The sequence below is a fragment of the Streptantibioticus ferralitis genome (genome assembly GCF_029223525.1).
In the GTDB taxonomy this organism is placed as follows: domain Bacteria; phylum Actinomycetota; class Actinomycetes; order Streptomycetales; family Streptomycetaceae; genus Streptantibioticus_A; species Streptantibioticus_A ferralitis.
Genome location: NZ_JARHTQ010000010.1, coordinates 90,448 through 108,857, shown reverse-complemented (window position 1 = coordinate 108,857; position 18,410 = coordinate 90,448). Strand labels below are relative to the sequence as shown.

Here is an 18,410-nt window from a genome sequence, read left to right as displayed (position 1 = left end):
AGGATCGCGAGATGGCCGCAGCTGACCTGGCAGACGAGGTCGCGGAGTTGCTCGGGTTGCCGACGCAGGAGGTTGGTGAGGACCAGAACCTCATCGCGCTCGGACTGGACTCACTCGCGATGATGCGGCTGGCGGGCCGACTGCGGCGGTCCGGCCTGGACATCGGTTTCGCCGAACTGGCCGCCGAACCGACCGTGGCAGCCTGGCGCGAGCTGGTCGCTGCCGCCTCGCAAGCCGGTGGGACGTCCGACCTGGTGCCGACCGGCGCCCTGCGCGTGGACGAGTCCGAGCCCTTCGAGCTCGCGCTGATGCAGCACGCGTACTGGGTCGGTCGCGCCGAGGGCCAGCAACTCGGCGGCGTGGCGGCGCACTTCTACAACGAGTTCGACGGCGAGCAGGTCGATCCGGTCCGCCTGGAATCGGCCGTGCGGGCGCTGCTCGCGCGCCATGGCATGCTGCGGGTACGGATCCTCGACGACGGCCGTCAGCAGATCGCCGCACGGAGCAACTGGCCCGGACTGCGGGTCCACGACCTCCGCACGCTGCCCGCGGCCGACGCGGAGCGGGAGTTGGCCGACATCCGGCAACGCCTGTCCCACCGACGTATGGACATCGCGGCCGGTGATGTCTTCGACATCCAACTCTCATTGCTGCCACCCGGTATCCGCCCCGGCGGCTCCCGCGTCCACGTCAACCTGGACATGGTCGCGGCCGATGCGCTGAGCCTGAGGGTCCTGCTCGCCGATCTCGCCCGCGGTTACGCGGACCCCGGCACGCCGCTGCCCGCGCTGGACTACAGCTTTCCCCGCTATCTCGCCGAGCGGCGTGCCGCACGGAACGCGCAGCCCCGCGCGGCAGCGCTCGACGCCGACCGCGACTACTGGCGCAGGCATCTTCCCGATCTGCCCGCCGCTCCTCAACTGCCGCTCGTCGCAGCCTCGGACACGGCCGTCGCGGTGCGTCGGCACCGGTGGCTGGATCCGGAGACGATGCGATGTCTCGACCGGCTGTCCCGTCGGCACGGCCTGACCCTGGCCATGGCACTGGCCGCCATCTTCGCTGAGACGCTGACCGCTTTCAGTGCCCAGCCGCGCTTCCTGCTCAATCTCCCGCTCTTCGACCGCGAACCACTGCATGCCGAAGTCAACGATCTGGTGGGTGACTTCACCTCATCGGTGCTGCTGGCCTGGGACGGCGCCGCACCCGGATCCTTCGCCGAACGCGCGGCCCGGCTCCAGGCGCGCTTCCACGCTGATGCCGCGCACGCCGGATACTCAGGAGTCGAGGTTCTGCGCGACGCGTCCCGCCTGCACGGCGAACAGATCCTCGCCCCCGTCGTCTATACCAGCGCCCTCGGCCTCGGCGAGCTGTTCCCGGCCGAGGTCCGCGACGCGTTCGGCGAGCCGTCCTGGATCATCTCGCAGGGACCGCAGGTGTGGCTGGACGCACAGGTCACCGAGGTGAACGGCGGGCTGCTGGTCAACTGGGACGTCCGCGAGGACGCCTTCGCCCCCGGCGTCCCCGACGCCATGTTTGATGCCTACAGCCGACTGCTCGACCGTCTGCTGTCCGACCAGGACGCCTGGAGCGAGCCCGCCCCCGCCCTTCTCCCGGAAGCCCAACTCGCGGTGCGGGCAGGCGTCAACGACACGGCGGCGCCGATCCCGGGTACGCGGCTGCATGACGGCTTCTTCGCGTACGCCACCCGCGACCCCCAGGCCACGGCACTGCGTTGGGGCCGAGACCGCTCGCTCAGCTACGGAGAGCTGGCCGGACGGGCGCTCGCCCTCGCCGCCCATCTGAGGTCCCAAGGCGTCGGTCCCGGAGATCTGGTCACGGTCACCCTGCCCAAGGGGCCGGAACAGATCACGGCGGTCCTGGGTGTACTCGCCGCCGGTGCGGCCTACCTGCCCCTCGGCGCCGACCAGCCCGAGTTGCGGCGCGAACGCATCCACCGCACTGCCGGAGTGCGGCTCGTCCTCGACGACCTCGCCGTACCGGAGGACGTCACACCACTGGTCGGACCCGTGCCCGGGGCTCCCGCTGACCTCGCCTACGTGATCTACACCTCGGGCTCGACCGGCGAGCCCAAGGGCGTGGAGATCACGCATGCGGCGGCGATGAACACCGTTGACGACATCAACGAGCGCTTCGCCATCGGACCTGAGGATCGCACCCTTGCGCTGTCCGCGCTGGACTTCGATCTGTCGGTGTTCGACGTCTTCGGACCTTTGTCGGTGGGCGGGGCGGTGGTGTTGATCGAGGAGGAGGCACGGCGTGACGCGGGACGTTGGCTGGAGCTGGTCCGCTGTCACGGGGTGACGGTGTGGAACACCGTTCCGGCGCTGCTGGAGATGTTGCTGATCGTGGCGGAGGGCGGAGAGCCTCCTGAGCCGCTGCGGTTGGTGTTGGTCTCTGGTGACTGGGTGGGGCTTGACCTGCCGGGGCGGCTTGCGGTGTTGCGGCCGGGGTGTCGGTTCATCGCGTTGGGTGGGGCGACGGAGGCGGCGATCTGGTCGAACGCGTTCGAGGTCGCCGAGGTGGATCCGGGGTGGCGTTCCGTCCCGTACGGGTGTCCGTTGCGGAACCAGCGCTACCGGGTGGTGGATGCGTTGGGGCGTGACTGCCCGAACTGGGTGACGGGTGAGTTGTGGATCGGTGGCGCGGGGGTTGCCCGTGGCTATCGGGGTGCGCCTGAACTGACGGCGGATCGGTTCGTTGAGGCCGGAGGCGAGCGCTGGTACCGGACAGGGGACTTGGGCCGCTATTGGCCTGATGGAACGCTGGAGTTCCTCGGCCGGGCCGATCGTCAGGTCAAGGTGCGCGGTCACCGGATCGAACTCGGCGAAGTCGAAGCCGCGTTGCGGGACTTTCCCGGTGTCGGCCAGGGCATCGCGGTCGTCTGCGAGGACGGCGGACTGGCCGCCGCTGTCACGGACGCGTCACCCGAGCCTGTACCGGACTGGAAGGCGCTGGCCGACATAGCGGCGGGAGCGTCACGCAACCAGGACAGCAAGGCACCGGACATCACCGAGCTCCGGGCCTTCCTGGCGGAGCGACTGCCTTCGGCGATGGTGCCCGAGCGGATCGCCCTGCTGTCCGAGCTGCCACTGACGCCAAACGGTAAGGTCGACCGCGCTGCCCTGCGCCGCACGCTCGGGCACCACGACGCCCAGGGCGCCGTGCCCGTCACCCGGCCGACCGGCCAGATCGAGCGGCGTGCTGCCGCGGCCTGGTCCGAGATCCTCGGAGTGGCCGAAGTCGGCCGCGAACACGACTTCTTCGCCCTCGGCGGCGACTCCCTGCTCGCGACACGGCTGGTCGGACGGCTGCGGGCGGACGGCTTCGCCGACGTCACCCTCGCCCAGCTCTTCAGGCGCCCCGTGCTTGCCGACTTCGCCGCCACCCTGCGGCTGGACGACACCACGCCGTCCAGGACCGTCCTGGCCGCCGATCCGGAGCACCGGCTGGAGCCGTTCCCGCTGACCGACGTCCAGCGCGCCTACTGGCTCGGCCGGGGTGAGGGCTTCACCCTCGGCGGGGTCGGCTGCCACTTCTATCGCGAGTACGACGTGCTGGACCTCGACGTGGAGCGCCTTGAGGCGGCCGTCGACCGCCTGGTGCGGCGGCACGAGATGCTGCGAGCCGTCGTTGACGAACGCGGCCGGCAGCGCATTCTGCCCGACGTGCCCCGCTACCGCGTCACCGTCACCGAGGCCGGATCAGAGCCCGAAGCCGCCTTCGAGGAACTGCGGAACGCCGCCTCGCACCAGGTGTTCGACCCGGCGAGCTGGCCGCTCTTCTCGATCCGTGCCGTCCGCTATGGCAACCGCATCCGGCTGGGAATCGGCGTGGACAACATCGTCCTCGACGCCCTCAGCATCCTCACCTTCTACGCCGAACTCGGCGTCCTCTACGAGGACTTGGACGCCGAACTGCCCCCGGTGGGCGTCTCGTTCCGTGACTACGTGCTGGGCGCCGCCCGGGAACCCGCCGCCCTCGCCGTCGCGCGGGAATACTGGAACGAACGCTTGCCCGACCTCCCGCCGTCGCCGCAGCTCCCGCTGGCCGTGGATCCGGCTACGGTTCACCGACCGCGGTTCACCCGGCGCGAGGCCCGGATCAGCGCCGCGCACTGGCGGCCGATCACCGACCGGGCCCGCGAGCACGGTCTCACTCCATCCGCAGTGCTGCTCGCCGCCTTCGCCGAGGTGCTCGGACGATGGAGCGCCCGGGCCGACCTGACACTCAACCTCACGCTGTTCGACCGCAAGGACGTCCACCCGGACATCGCCAACGTCCTGGGTGACTTCACCTCGCTGATGCTCGTCGCCTGCCGTCCGCAGTCGGGGGAGAGCTGGCTGGCGAAGGCACGGCGCGTGCAGCAGGAGCTGTGGGAGGCGCTCGACCGCCGGGAGGTCTCAGCCGTCTGGGTGCTGCGTGAACTCGCCCGGCACACCGGCGAACCCGAGACGACCATGCCCGTCGTGTTCACCAGCGCCCTCGGCGTCGGCAGTGAACCCGGCTCGGGGCTGTTCACCGACTACGTGTGGGGGGTGTCGCAGACCCCGCAGGTGTGGCTCGACCACCAGGTCACGGACGCCGCCGACGGCGGTGTGCACCTCAACTGGGACGTCGTCGAGGAACTCTTCCCGGACGGCCTGGTCGACGTGATGTTCGACGCCTACCTTCGGCTGCTCGACTGGCTTGGCTGGGGCGACTGGGACTCGGCCGGACCGGACCTGCTCCCCGGGCCCCAGCAGGACACTCGCGCCGGGGTCAACGCGACTGGTACCACGGCCCCGGCTCAGCTGCTTCACGCGGGATTCTTCCAGCGTGCCGCCGAGCACCCCGACCGCGTCGCGCTGCGGTGGGGCGACCAGGAGCGGCTCAGCTATGGCCAACTCGCGCAGCGCGCCCTTCGATTGGCAACGCTCCTCGCCGAACATGGCGTCCAGCGAGGTGAGGTGGTCGCGGTGACCCTGCCCAAGGGGCCCGACCAGATCGCCGCGGTGCTCGGGGTGCTCGCGGCCGGAGCGGCGTATCTGCCGGTCGGCCCGGACCAGCCGGCCGCGCGCCGGGATCGCATCCATCGCCTGGCCGACGTCCACTTCGTCGTCACCGACGAAGCCGGTCAGGCGGCTTCGGGGTGGACGGAGTCGCTTCGGCCCCTGGTGATCGACGACTTCGTCTCGGTCGAGCCCGCGCCGAGGCCCGTCGACTCCGACCCGGACGCACTCGCCTACGTGATCTTCACTTCGGGCTCGACCGGTGAGCCCAAGGGTGTGGAGATCACGCATGCGGCGGCGATGAACACCGTCGACGACATCAACACCCGCTTCGCCATCGGCTCCGAGGACCGGACGCTGGCGTTGTCCGCGCTGGATTTCGACTTGTCGGTGTTCGACGTGTTCGGTCCGTTGTCGGTGGGTGGTGCGGTGGTGTTGGTCGAGGAGGAGTCGCGGCGTGATGCCCGGCGCTGGCTGGAGTTGGTTCGCTGTCATGGGGTGACGGTGTGGAACTCGGTGCCTGCGTTGCTGGACATGCTGTTGGTGGTCGCGGAGGGGGAGCAGGCTCCTGATCCTTTGCGGATGGTGTTGGTTTCCGGTGACTGGGTGGGTCTTGATCTGCCGGGGCGGCTCGCGGCGCAGCGGTCCGACTGCCGGTTCGTCGCTCTTGGCGGTGCCACCGAGGCGGCGATCTGGTCCAACGCGTTCGAGGTGGCCGAGGTGGAGCCGGGGTGGCGGTCGATCCCGTACGGGTTTCCGCTGCGCAACCAGCGTTACCGGGTGGTGGACACCTTGGGGCGGGACTGCCCGGACTGGGTGACCGGTGAGCTGTGGATCGGCGGTGCGGGGGTGGCCCGTGGCTACCGTGGCGCGCCCGATGCGACGGCTCAACGGTTTGTAGAGCTCGGTGGCGAGCGGTGGTACCGCACCGGGGACCTGGGCCGGTACTGGCCGGACGGGACGCTGGAGTTCCTCGGCCGGGCCGACCGCCAGGTCAAGGTACGCGGCCACCGGATCGAACTCGGCGAAATCGAAGCCGCGTTGCGGGACCATCCCGGTGTCGGTGGCGCCGTCGTCACGGTCGCCGGTGAGGCCGCGGCCCGCCAACTGCTCGCCGCCGTGGTCCCGGCCACGCCGTCGCAGTCGATTGACGCCGAGGGCACCGAGCCGAGCGCCGACCTTCTGGCGGAGCGGGCCCGCGCGCTCCAGCAGGAGGGCGAGGCGGTCGAGGCCGTCCTCATCAGGTTGCTCCGCCTGGACGAGCTCGCTGATCGAGAACCATACGACTTCGCCACGCGGTTGAGCGTGGCGGACGAGCACCTACCGACCCTGCGGCTGTGGCTGCGCTGGCTGGTCGAACAGAAGGTTCTGGTCGAAGAGGCGGGGGCATACGGTGCCGGACCCGGCCTTGCGTCCGCGCTCACTCGCACCGAACCGCAGGTAGGCACTGACGAGTACGGCGGCCTCATCGCCCGCGTCCACGCCCGGCTGCTGGAGCGGCTGGACGACTACCGGCAGATCCTCGCCGGCCGTCTCGACCCGGCGGTACTGCTCGACGACGATGCGCTGTCCCCGGTGAGCCTCGCCGACCAAGACCCGGGGACCGCGCAGGTCATCGCAGAGATCGCCCGTCGCCTGGCCGACCTGGCGGAGAAGGCGGGCAGGCCCATCGAGGTCGCCGAGCTCGGCGGCAGAGACGGCCGGACCGCGGCCCGCCTGCTGGGCCTCCTCGGCCCGGAGCAGGTGCGCTACACCCTGCTCGACCCCGCCCCGACCATGGTCGCCGAGGCGAGCCGCCGTCTGGAAGCGCTGCCACATCAGACGGCCTGCCACCAACTGCGCCGAATATCCGACGACTTGCGACACCGGTTCGATGCGGTGGTGGCCGTGAACGCCCTGCACCGTTACCCGGACCCGGCCCAGGGCCTCGCGCTGGCCGCCCTGCTCGCCCGAAGCGGCGGCACGCTGATCGCCGCCGAGCGAGCCGAGCTGACGCCCATCGTCCTGCTGACAGGGGCCCTCCTCGATCGTGGCTACTCCGGCTTCGACCGCGAACGCCAGAAGGCGGGTTCTCCGATGCTGCCCGGCTCACGTTGGGCCGAGCTGCTGTCCCGGGCCGGCCTGAGCGACGCGGGCTACCGCCCCATGGGTTCACCCGGCACCGAGTTGCTGTGGGCGCGGCGCCCGGAGACGGCCGTCGACCTGGACCCGGTGGGGCTGCGGGCCCACGTGGCGACCCGCCTTCCGGCGCACATGGTGCCCGAGCGCGTCGAGGTCCTGCCCTGGCTGCCGCTGAGCGCCAACGGCAAGGTGGACCGCGCGGCTCTCGCCGCGCTCGCCGCAGCAGACGGCTCCGAGGACTTGGACGAAGCCCCGCAGGGCGGCCTGGAGCAGGAAATCGCGGTTATGTGGGCCGAGTTGCTCGGTCGCTCAACGGTCGGCAGAAGGCGCAGCTTCTTCGAGCTGGGCGGCGACAGCCTGCTGGCCACCCGGTTCATCGAGCGTGTGAAGCAGCGCTACGGCGTTGAACTGCCCCTGCGGCGGTTGTTCGCAGGACCGAGCCTCGCCCAGGTGACAGCGGCTCTCGCCGAGGAACTGGCGGCGGCGGACGAGATGGAAGAGGGCGCCCTGTGATCGGCATCATCGGCGGCTATGGCGCGGTCGGCGCGCAGGCCGCCCGTCTGCTGGGCGAGTGGGGCGCGGGCCCGCTGCGCATCGGCGGCCGGAACCTGACGGCGGCTCAGCGCGCTGCGGCCGCCCTGCCCGGCACGGTCGAGGCGGCCGTGGTCGACGTCGACGACGACGCCTCACTGGCGGCGTTCGTCCAAGGCTGCGAGGTGGTCGTGGGTTGCGCTGGCCCATCACACCGGACCGCCGCACGCGTGGCCCGTGCGGCGCTGGCGGCCGGAGCACACTACGTCGAAGCGGGCGGGGACACCGTACCGGAGTACGTGGGCGAGCGCCGCGCGGTCTTCGCCGCAGGCGCCCTGCCCGGCCTGTCCGGCCTGCTGCCCCGCTGGCTGGCGGCCCGGGAGTTCACCACCGTGCATGCCCTGACCTGCTACGCCGGAGTCCTCGACCGGTTCACCCCAACCGGTGCCGAGGACTATCTGCGCGGCGTCCTCGGCGGCGACAACGAGCCGCTCGCCGCCTGGCGGGACGGCGACCGCCGCTCCTCCGCCCTGACCCGGCAGGCGGCGGTCACGCTACCGTTCTTCCCGCGCGAGGTCAGCGCGGTCCCGTACCTCGACGCGGAGGGCGAACAACTGGCCCGGGACCTCTCGCTCACCCACGGCCACTGGTACACCGTGCTGGACGGCGAGCACCTGGGCGCCGCGCTGGACGCCGCCCGTACGCGGCCACCAGCCGAGGCGGCGGCCGACCTGTGCCGGGCCACCGCACTGGACGCCGCCGGGCGCACCCCGTACGTGACCCTGCTGATTCAACTCGACGGCACCACGGCAGCGGGCAGGGCGGCCACCCGCACGGCGGTCCTTCGCGCCCCCGGCATCGCCGAGCTCACCGGCGCCATGACCGCCGCCACCGCGCTGGCCGTGCTGCGCGGCGAAGTACCGGCCGGAGCCCGGCACGCCGCGACGGCGCTCGACCCGTCGGCCACCGTCGGGCGGCTGCGCGACAGATGCGAACTGACGGTCCTGGAAACAACGATCGATCAGCTGGTCGTGGTCGAGGAGGGAGCCCTGTGAACGGTCGCAGGCTGCGGGTGATCGTGTGCGGGACGACGTTCGGCCAGTTCTACCTGTCCGCGCTCGCCGCGCTGCCGGACGAGTTCGAGATCATCGGTGTGCTCGCCAAGGGCAGCAGGCGCTCGGTCGAGTGCGCCGAGCGCTACGCCGTACCGCTGTTCACCGATCCCGAGGAACTGCCCGACCAGATCGACCTCGCCTGTGTCGTCCTGCGCTCCGGCGTGATGGGCGGCGCAGGCACCGACCTGGCGCTGCGCTTGCTGCGCCGGGGCATCTACGTGATGCAGGAACAGCCCGTGCACCACGACGACTTGGTGGCATGCCTGCGCGAGGCACGCCGCCAGGGTGTCCACTTCCGGGTCGGCGACCTGTACGCCCGGCTGCCTGCCGTGCGCAGGTTCGCGGCGGCAGCCCGCGCCTTGCTCGCCCGGCAGCCGGCCGTCCACGTGGACGCGGCCTGTTCGGTGCAGGTCGCCTTCCCGCTGCTCCACATCCTCGGCGACGCGCTGGGCGCGGTGCGACCGTGGCGGGTGGCCGCGGCGGACGGCGCCGACGGCCCGTTCTCCGTCCTGACCGGGCAGATCGGGGGCGTGCCACTCACCCTGCGCGTACACAACCAGGTCGATCCCGCCGACCCCGACAACCATCTGCACCTTCTGCACCAGGCGACCATCGGAACGGCCGGTGGCAGGCTCACCCTCTGCGACACGCACGGCCCGGTCACCTGGAGCCCACGCCTGCACATCCCCGATGCGGCCAAGAACCACTTCGACTTCACGGGGCCTGGCACGGATCATCTGGGGGATCCGAGCACGACCGTTCTGGGTCCGTCCCAACAGCCCGGATATCGCCAGGCGTTGGGCGAGCTGTGGCCCGCCGCGATCGGCGGCGACCTGCTCGCGCTGCGTGCGGCCATCCTGGGGGAGCTCGGCGGCGAGCGCCCCGACCAGTATCACCTGACGCTGTGCCGCATGTGGCAGGACGTCACCTCGCAGCTGGGCTATCCCGCTCTGCGCCCCCAGCAGGTCCACCAGCCGGTGGCCGTCGGCGACCTGACCGCCGCCGTGGCCGCCGTCGGGGAAGAACGCGGCCTGACCGGGCGGCAGCACACCCCCGCCAGCCTGTACGGTGCCGTCGCCCAGGCGGTGACCAGCGCGGAGGCGCAGGTGCGCGGAGTCACCGCCGACCACGTCGAGGCCTTCGTAAAGCGCCTTGACGAAGCCGTACTGTCCTCGGTGCTGCTCACGTTGCAAGCCCAGGGCCTGGACGAGTCGGGCCGCAGTATACCGGAGATCCTCACCGCCGGGCGTGTGGCACCTGTGCACCACTGGCTGATCGAGCGTTGGCTCCAGGAGCTGGTGGAGCGCGGCCCGGTCGAGCGCGAGGGCGAGCTGTTCCGCTCCACCAGGACGGTCGGCGAGGCCGCCACCAGTCGAGCCTGGGACCTGGCCGCCGAATCGTGGACCGGCCGACTGGGACCGCCCGAACTCATCGACTACCTCCGCAGCAACGCGGAACGTCTGCCCCAGCTGATGACCGGCGAGCAGCAGGCCGCGCTCCTCCTCTTCCCCGAAGGCCGCTCGGCACTGGCCGACTCCGTCTACCGCGACACCGTCACAGCCCGATACCTCAACACCGCGGTCGCGGCCACGGTACGCGCGGTCGCCGCGGTGCATCCGGGACCGCGCCCGCTGCGCATCCTTGAGGCCGGGGCGGGAACGGGCGCGACCACCGAAGCGGTGACCGCGGCGCTGGCCGAGGGCGGCCTGAAGGCCGACTACCTCTTCACGGACGTCTCGAAGTTCTTCCTCGCCCCGGCCCGCGAGCGTTTCGCGCGGCACCCGTGGATCCGCTTCGACCTGTTCGACATCGACCGGGCCCCCCGCGCCCAGGGCTATGCATCGGGCTCCGCCGACATCGTCATCGCGGCCGGTGTCCTGAACAACGCGCGGGACACCGCCGCGACCGTCCGCGGCCTGGTCGAACTGCTGGTCCCCGGCGGCTGGCTGCTGATCACCGAACCGGCCCGCGAGCACCTGGAGATCCTCATCTCGCAGGCGTTCATGATGACCGCCCCCGAAGACGCCCGCCTCGACTCGGGCACCACCTTCCTCTCGCGCCGCCAGTGGCTGGACGTACTCGGCGACGCCGGTATCGACAACGTCCTCACGCTGCCCGGCGAGGACCATCCGCTCGCACCGCTGGGCCAGCGCCTCTTCGCCGCAAGGACCTCACCATGCTGAGAACCAGCCATCTCGTCTACAAGGTCGACGACGTCCGGGCCCTCGTCAGGGACTTCACGGACCTCGGCTTCACCGTGGAGTACGGCAGCGACCCCGCGCGGGCGCACAACGCGCTGCTGTGGTTCGCCGAGGGGCCGTTCATCGAGTTCTTCCAACTGCACACCGCATTCCGCCTGTTGCGATGGCCACTCGGTGCCGCCTACGGGCCGGGTGCGGGCGAGCGCCTCACGCGCTGGGCCCGGCCCGGCGAGGGTTGGCGCGACCTCGCCCTGGAGACGGACGAGTCGGCCCTGCACCAGACCCGGACGACGCTGCGCGCGGCGGGGGTTCCCCTCTCCCGGGTCGTCAAGGGACGGCGCACCCGACCGGACGGTCAGCTCGTCCGGTACCAGTTCCTCGCCCCGCGCCCGTCCCGGCTGCCCTTCGTCGTCTCCGCCTACGACCCGCCGCAGCGCCCCGCACACGTCGTACACCCCAACGGCGCTCACGGCATCGCCCGGGTCCGGATGGGGGTGGCCGATGCCGACCGGCGCTGCTTCGACGCGCTGATCGGCGAGGACCGGTGGCTTGCCGTCGAGCCCGCACCGCGGACCGGGCTCCTCGGCGTGGAACTGGCCGGTCTCAAGGCCGACCTGGACCCCGACAAGCTACACGGCGCCGCCTTCACCGCCGCCGTGCCGAAGGGATGACCATGGCACCCCCTTCCGCCGCCGACGTTCCGCCGCGACCCAACCGAATAGAAGGTCGAGAAGAAGCATGAGCCCAGCCGAGCTGATCGCCGAACTGCGCCGCGGCGGAGTGACGTTGTGGGAGGAGTCCGGTGAACTCCGCTACCGGGCTCCCAAGGGCGCCCTCACCCCGCAGCAGCGCGACGCGCTGCGGAGCGCCAAGTCCGTCGTCATCGAACACCTGCGGGCAGAGAGCACCCCGACCGCCATCACGCCAGCACCGCAGGCCGCACACGAGCCGTTCCCGCTCACCGACGTTCAAGCCGCATACCTCCTCGGGCGCAATGACGCCTTCGGCTATGGCGGGGTCGCCTGCCACGTCTACCTGGAGGTGAACTACCCCGACCTCGACCCGCAGCGCGTCGAGGCGGCATGGAACCGGCTCATCGAGCGCCACGACATGCTGCGGGCCGTCATCGAGGCCGACGGCTCCCAGAGGGTCCTGCCAAGCGTCCCGCACCTGTCCGTTCCGGCGGCCGACCTGCGAGAGGCGGAAAGCGAACGGATCGAGAGCGCGCTGGAGGCCGTGCGGGAGGAACTGGGCCACCGGGTGCACGAGACCACCCAGTGGCCGCTGTTCGACCTGCGGGTCAGCCGATGTCCCGACCGCGCCGTGCTGCACCTGTCCCTGGACTTCCTGATAGCGGACTGGGCCAGCATCCGGTTGCTACTGGCCGAGTTCGAGGCTCTGCACGCGGCCCCGGCCCGCGAACTGCCAGAGCTGGACGTCCGGTTCCGCGACTACCTGCTGGCCGAACGCCAGTTGCGCGAGAGCAGCCGCTACCAGCGCGACAGGGACTACTGGTGGGTCCGGATCGACGAGCTGCCACCCGCACCGGAACTGCCGACGGCCGACGGTCAGTCGGAGCCTCGCTTCCGACGCCGCTTCCTGAAGCTCGACAGCCCCGCCTGGGAGCAGCTCAAACAGCGTGCCCAGCGGCGCGGACTCACCGCGTCCTCGGCCGTCCTGGCCGCCTACGCCGCCGTGATCGAGCGGTGGAGCCGTACGTCCCGCTTCTCCCTCAACCTCACGGTGCTGGGCCGACTGCCACTGCACCCGAACGTCGACCGGATCGTCGGCGACTTCACCTCCGTCAACCCGCTGGCCGTCGACTGGAGCGCGGGCACCTCGTTCACCGAGCGCGCCATGGCGGTCAGCGGTCAGCTCTTCGACGACCTCGACCACCGGCTGTGTTCCGGAGTCGAGGTGCTGCGTGAACTCGCCCGCCGGCGCGGGCGCGAGGCCGCTCTCCTGCCGATCGTGTTCACCAGTGCCATCGGCCTCAGCGACGGCGGGCGGCATGTCTCCGGTCGGCTGGGCGGCTTCGGCATCACCCAGACCCCGCAGGTGTTCATCGACTGCCAGGCGATGGACGACGCCGAAGGACTACAGGTCAACTGGGATGCCCGCGAAGGCGTCTTCCCCGAAGGCGTCGTAGACGACATGTTCGCCGCCTTCGAAACGCTGCTGCGCGCCCTCGCCACCAGCGAAGAGACCTGGGACGCCGGGGAGTCCGTCCCGCTGCCCGCCTGGCAGGAGCAGGAACGCCGCCGAGTCAACGATACCGCGGCACCCCTGCCCAACACCCTGCTGCACCAGCCGGTGTTCGCCCACGCGGTGCGTGCCCCGGAACGGCCCGCGGTGTACGGCCCGCACGGCGTCGTCACCTACGGCGAACTAGCGGGCCAGGCCACCGCTGTCGCCGAGGCACTGCGCTCGGTGGGCTGTTCACCGGGGGAGCGCATTGCCATCGTCATGGACAAGGGCGTCGAACAAGTCGCGGCCGTACTGGGGACGCTGCTCACCGAAGCCGTCTACCTGCCGGTTGACACCGTCCAGCCACCGCTGCGCCGCGCCGCCATCCTCGCGGACGCCGAGGTACGCCACGTGCTGACCCAGTCCTGGGTGGACGCCGACTGGCCCGAGGGCACGCACGTCATCGCGGTGGACCGACTGCCCTCCACCACACCGGCAACCGTGCCGACCGGCGGCGACCCGGACCAACCCGCCTATGTCATCTACACCTCCGGCTCCACCGGACGCCCCAAGGGCGTGGTGATCAGCCACCGCGCCGCGGGCAACACCATCGCCGACATCAACCGCCGCCTCGGCGTCACCGGCGAGGACCGCGTCCTGGGCCTGGCCAACCTCGGCTTCGACCTCTCCGTCTACGACATCTTCGGCCCTCTCGCGGTGGGCGGCGCCCTGGTCTACCCGGACGCCGGGCGGCGCGCCGACCCCTCACACTGGGCCGCGCTGATCGCCGAGCACGACGTGACGGTGTGGAACTCGGTACCCGCGCTGATGCAGATGCTCGCCACCTACCTGGAGACCGAGCCCGGGATCGCGCTGCCCACGCTGCGCCTTGCCCTGCTCTCCGGAGACTGGATCCCGATCACCCTCCCCGACGAGATCACCGGGCGCGTGCCCGGGCTGCGGGTGATCAGCCTGGGCGGCGCCACCGAGGCGTCGATCTGGTCGATCCACCACCCGTACAGCGGCCTGAACCCGGGCTGGCGGAGCGTCCCGTACGGCACACCCCTCGCCAACCAGGGCTTCCGTGTACTGGACAGCGCGCTGCGCGACTGCCCGGTCTGGACGGTCGGTGAGCTGTACATCTCCGGAGCCGGACTCGCCGAGGGCTATCTCGGCGACCAGGAGACCACGGCGTACCGCTTCATCACCCACCCGCAGGACGGCCAACGGCTGTACCGCACCGGCGACTTCGGTCGCTATCTGCCCGGCGGGGAGATCGAGTTCCTTGGACGGGAGGACACCCAGGTCAAACTTCGGGGCCACCGGATCGAGCTCGGGGAGATCGAGGCCGCGCTGCTGGAGCACCCGGCCGTCGCCGCCGCGGGCGTCGTCCTGGACGGATCCGGCTCCGAACGCGGCCTGCTGGCGGTGGCCGAGTGCGCCCGCGCCTCCCGGAGCGGCGGCGAGGTCTCCGCCCCGGTGAGCGCCTTGGCGGACGAGGTTGCCGAGGGCCTGACCCGTGCTCAGGTCGAGACGTACATCGAGCGACTCGATACGGCCGTGCTCTCCTCGATGGCCCATGCGCTGCGCGAGGTGGAGGCAGCGGGGGCCGCCATCGACCCGCGCCACGAGTGGCTGGTCGGGCGCTGGCGGGCGGTGCTGGCGCAAGCCGACCTCGGCCCCGTCGACGAGGAGGCGGCGGCCAAACGCTGGGCGGAGGTCTCTGCGGCCTGGACGGACGCGCTGGGCTCCCCGGAGTTCCTCGCCTATCTGCGACGCAACGCCGAACGGCTGCCCGCCCTGCTGACCGGCGAGCAGGACCCGGTGGAACTGCTCTTCCCCGAGGGGAGGTTCGACACGGCCCACGCGCTGTACCGCGAGCACAGCATGGCCCGCTACCTCAACGGCGCCGTCTCCTCGCTCTTCCGCCACATCGCCGAGGAACACCGACCGGCGGGCCGCCCATTGCGGGTCCTCGAAGTGGGAGCCGGAACCGGCGGCACCACCGAGGGTGTCCTCGCCACACTTGCCGAAGGCTTCGAGACCGACTACCTGTTCACCGACGTCTCGCCGTTCTTCCTGCCCGAGGCGCGCAACCGCTTCGGTGCACATCCGTGGGTGCGTTTCGGGGTGTTCGACGTCGACGCGGACCATCGCGCGCAGGGTCTGGCACCGAACTCCTTCGACGTGGTGCTGGCCGCAGGCGTGCTGGAGAACGCCCGCGACACCGAGGCGGCGCTCGCCCGGCTCGCCGAGCTGGTCGCCCCCGGGGGCTGGCTGGTGCTGACCGAGCCGACCCGGGAACACCCGTGGATCCTGGCCTCTCAGGCGTTCATGATGACCGCCCCTGAGGACACCCGCCGTACGACCGGCTCGTCGTATCTCGACCGGGACCAGTGGCTGGAACTGCTGGCGAAGGCCACCGGCATCGAGAACGTCCTTTGCCTGCCCGACGACGACCACACCCTCGCCCCTCAGGGCGTCCACCTCTTCGCCGTCCGTCTGAAGACCGACCGGGTGCTGGTGACCGAGGCGGACCTGCTGCACCACCTGGCCGCTCGCCTGCCGTCGCACATGCTCCCGTCACACCTGCAGATCGTCGACGCGCTCCCGCTCACCGGCAACGGCAAGATCGATCGCCGTACGCTGCAGGGTTGGCGGCCCGCGCCGGTCGGTGGCATCCGCGCAGCGCGCGCCGACGAACCCGCCGACTCCTTCGAGGCCCAGCTCGCCGAGCTGTGGTCGGCTGCCCTGGCCGTCGGCCGGATCGGCCGCACGGAGAGTTTCTACGACCTCGGCGCCGACTCCCTGATCATGGCCCGGATGGCCGGGCGCCTGCGCGAGGAGTTGCCCGAAGCCGCCGACGTACCGTTCGACACGCTGCTGCGCCAGCTGCTCAACCACCCGACCCTGGAGGCGCTGGCCCGATTCCTGCGTGCACGGCCGGAGGTGTCCGGAGACGCTCCTGCCGGGCGACGCGCCGATTCCAGCAACGCCGTTCTGGTGCCTTTCAGCACCGGCGGAGACGGTCCGGTGCGGGTGCTGTTCCACGCCGGGCTCGGCACCATGGACTGCTTCCGGCCGCTGGCCAAGGAACTGGTGGCACAGGGCCTCGGCCCGGTCCTCGGCGTCGTCATCGATGACACCGAGGCCTACACCTCGCTCGATCCGGCCGAGGTGATCGAGCGGCTGGCCGACGACTACGCCGAGCGACTGCTGGCCGAGGGACACACCCGCTTCCAGCTGATCGGCTACTGCCTGGGCGGCCTGTTCGCCGCCGAAGTGGCCCGGCGGCTGGACGAACGGGGCGTGCTGGTCGAGGACTTGATCCTGGTGAGCAGCCACCCCGTGGTCATCGACGTCGAGGACGACGTGATGATCGAGATGCTCTTCATCCCCAACCTGCACATCTCCCTCGAGCAGGCCGGCTTCGGCGAAGTCGACCCCGACGCCATGGTCCGTGCCTTCATGAAGGTGGTCGAGGGCCACGACGGACGGGTGCCCAAGGGAGCCCTGGCCGAGGTCGGAGGTGACCCCGAACTGGATCGGATCGCCGCCTACTTCCGAAGCCTCGATGCCCACACCCGGGAGGAACGATTCGTCCAGTACGCCCGCGCCGCCTCCGAGGCGACGGGCCAAGAGATGCCGGCGGAGATGGTCGGCGCGATGTTCCGTGTCTTCCGGCAGAGCTTCCTGTCCGCGCGGTTCACCCCAGCGCCGTACGCCGGTGACCTCCGCTTCCTGCGCCCGCACGGGGCGTCCGGCTTCGCGCCGGGGATGGACGAGACCACCCTCGCCTTCTGGCGCGAGGTCTGTATCGGGGACATGCGGGTCACCGACATTGAAGGCAACCACTTCAGCTGCATCGAGGAGCAGAACGCGCGCCAGGTCGCCGAGCTCATCGCCGCACCGATCACCGCGAGGGAGACGGCATCGTGACGGACAGCTACCGGGAGGCGCTCGTCGAGGGCCGGTTCGACCCGCTCGCGGTCGTCGCCCAGTTGGTCGGCTCCGGCCTGCTCACCGACCACGTGGTGTACGAGCGCGGGCAGCGATGGCACGTCGCGGGCAATCCGCTGGGGGAGATCCGCGTCGACGCACGGCGGGTGCGCAGCACCTTCGGCGGTGACGAGCCCTGGGCCGGGACCCCCTGGCGGCGGATACAAGCGGCGCTCGACCGGGTACCGCTGGCGGGCTGGCGCGCCTACGGATGGGCCTGCTTCGAACTCGCCAGCCAGGGTGCCCAAGGGGCGCACCAGACGCTGGCTCACCTGATAATTCCTCGACTGGAGTTCCAGGTGGCGCAGGACGAGATCCTGGTCCGCGCCCTCGACGACGACACCATCGACGCCGCACGCAAGCTGCTGGGTGAACCTGCCGAACCGTCCCGCGCCGACGCCGTGCCGGTACCGGTCCGTACCGGTGCCCGGCCCTACCGTGCCGGCGTCGCACACGCGGTCGCGGAGATCGGACGCGATCGGCTGCAGAAGGTCATCCTGTCGCGCACTGTGCCCATACCCTTCGCCGTCGACCTGTGCGCCACCTACGTGCTCGGCCGCCGCCACAACACCCCGGCCCGCTCCTTCCTGCTCGACCTCGGCGGCTGGCAGGCGGCCGGATTCAGCCCGGAGACCGTGGTGGAGGTGGACGGTTCCGGTACGGCCTCGACCCAGCCGCTGGCCGGCACTCGAGCGCTCACCGGCGACCCGGACACCGACGAGGCCCTGCGGGCGGAGCTGCTGAGCGACCCCAAGGAGGTCTTCGAGCACGCCACCTCCGTCAAACTCGCCTTCGAGGAGATGGCCTCGGTGGGCAGGCCGGGTACCACCGGGGTCGGAGAGTTCCTCACCGTCAAACCGCGCGGCAGCGTTCAGCACCTGGCCTCCCGCGTCGCCACGACGCTGGCCGACGGCCATACGGCATGGGACGCACTCGGCGCGGTGTTCCCACCGGTCACGGCCTCCGGCATCCCCAAGTCGGCCGCGTACCGGCTCATCGAGGAGTTGGAGGAGGAACCACGCGGCCTCTACTCGGGGACGGTGCTGATGGCCGACAGCGACGGCTCGCTGGACGCCGCCCTGGTGCTGCGTGCGGTCTACCAGCGCGACGGGCGGGCCTGGCTGCGCGCCGGCGCGGGTGTGGTCGGAGCATCCCGCCCGGCCCGCGAGTACGAGGAGACCTGCGAGAAGCTCGCCGGCGTCGCTCCGTACGTCGTGCCGACCGAGAACTGATGCAACGTCACACTG

At 71.1% G+C, this 18,410-nt stretch carries 6 protein-coding genes; all 6 read left to right on the top strand.

Annotated elements, in window-relative coordinates; translation table 11 throughout:
- The first annotated feature begins 11 nt into the window (after positions 1 to 11).
- The 6 genes from P2L57_RS17600 to P2L57_RS17575 all read left to right on the top strand — a co-directional run bounded on the left by P2L57_RS17600 (position 12) and on the right by P2L57_RS17575 (position 18,395).
- The gene (locus P2L57_RS17600; RefSeq protein ID WP_275815482.1) at positions 12 to 7,643 is read left to right on the top strand and encodes a non-ribosomal peptide synthetase; all 7,632 of its coding nucleotides are present in this window, start codon (positions 12 to 14) and stop codon (positions 7,641 to 7,643) included.
- Complete coding sequence (locus P2L57_RS17595; RefSeq protein ID WP_275815480.1) at positions 7,640 to 8,716, top strand: saccharopine dehydrogenase NADP-binding domain-containing protein; 1,077 nt, start codon at positions 7,640 to 7,642, stop codon at positions 8,714 to 8,716. The genes P2L57_RS17600 and P2L57_RS17595 overlap by 4 nt, the downstream gene beginning before the upstream one ends.
- Positions 8,713 to 10,959, top strand: a complete 2,247-nt coding sequence (locus P2L57_RS17590; RefSeq protein WP_275815478.1) for a Gfo/Idh/MocA family oxidoreductase — start codon at positions 8,713 to 8,715, stop codon at positions 10,957 to 10,959. Before P2L57_RS17595 ends, P2L57_RS17590 begins: the two co-directional genes overlap by 4 nt.
- Positions 10,953 to 11,648, top strand: coding sequence for a VOC family protein (locus tag P2L57_RS17585; RefSeq protein WP_275815476.1), 696 nt, complete (start codon positions 10,953 to 10,955; stop codon positions 11,646 to 11,648). The genes P2L57_RS17590 and P2L57_RS17585 overlap by 7 nt, the downstream gene beginning before the upstream one ends.
- Before the next feature lie 67 nt (positions 11,649 to 11,715).
- Positions 11,716 to 17,103, top strand: a complete 5,388-nt coding sequence (locus tag P2L57_RS17580) for a non-ribosomal peptide synthetase (RefSeq protein ID WP_275815474.1) — start codon at positions 11,716 to 11,718, stop codon at positions 17,101 to 17,103.
- Positions 17,100 to 18,395: a salicylate synthase gene (locus P2L57_RS17575; RefSeq protein WP_275815472.1), complete on the top strand. Its 1,296-nt coding sequence runs from the start codon at positions 17,100 to 17,102 to the stop codon at positions 18,393 to 18,395. Before P2L57_RS17580 ends, P2L57_RS17575 begins: the two co-directional genes overlap by 4 nt.
- Positions 18,396 to 18,410 lie beyond the last annotated feature (15 nt).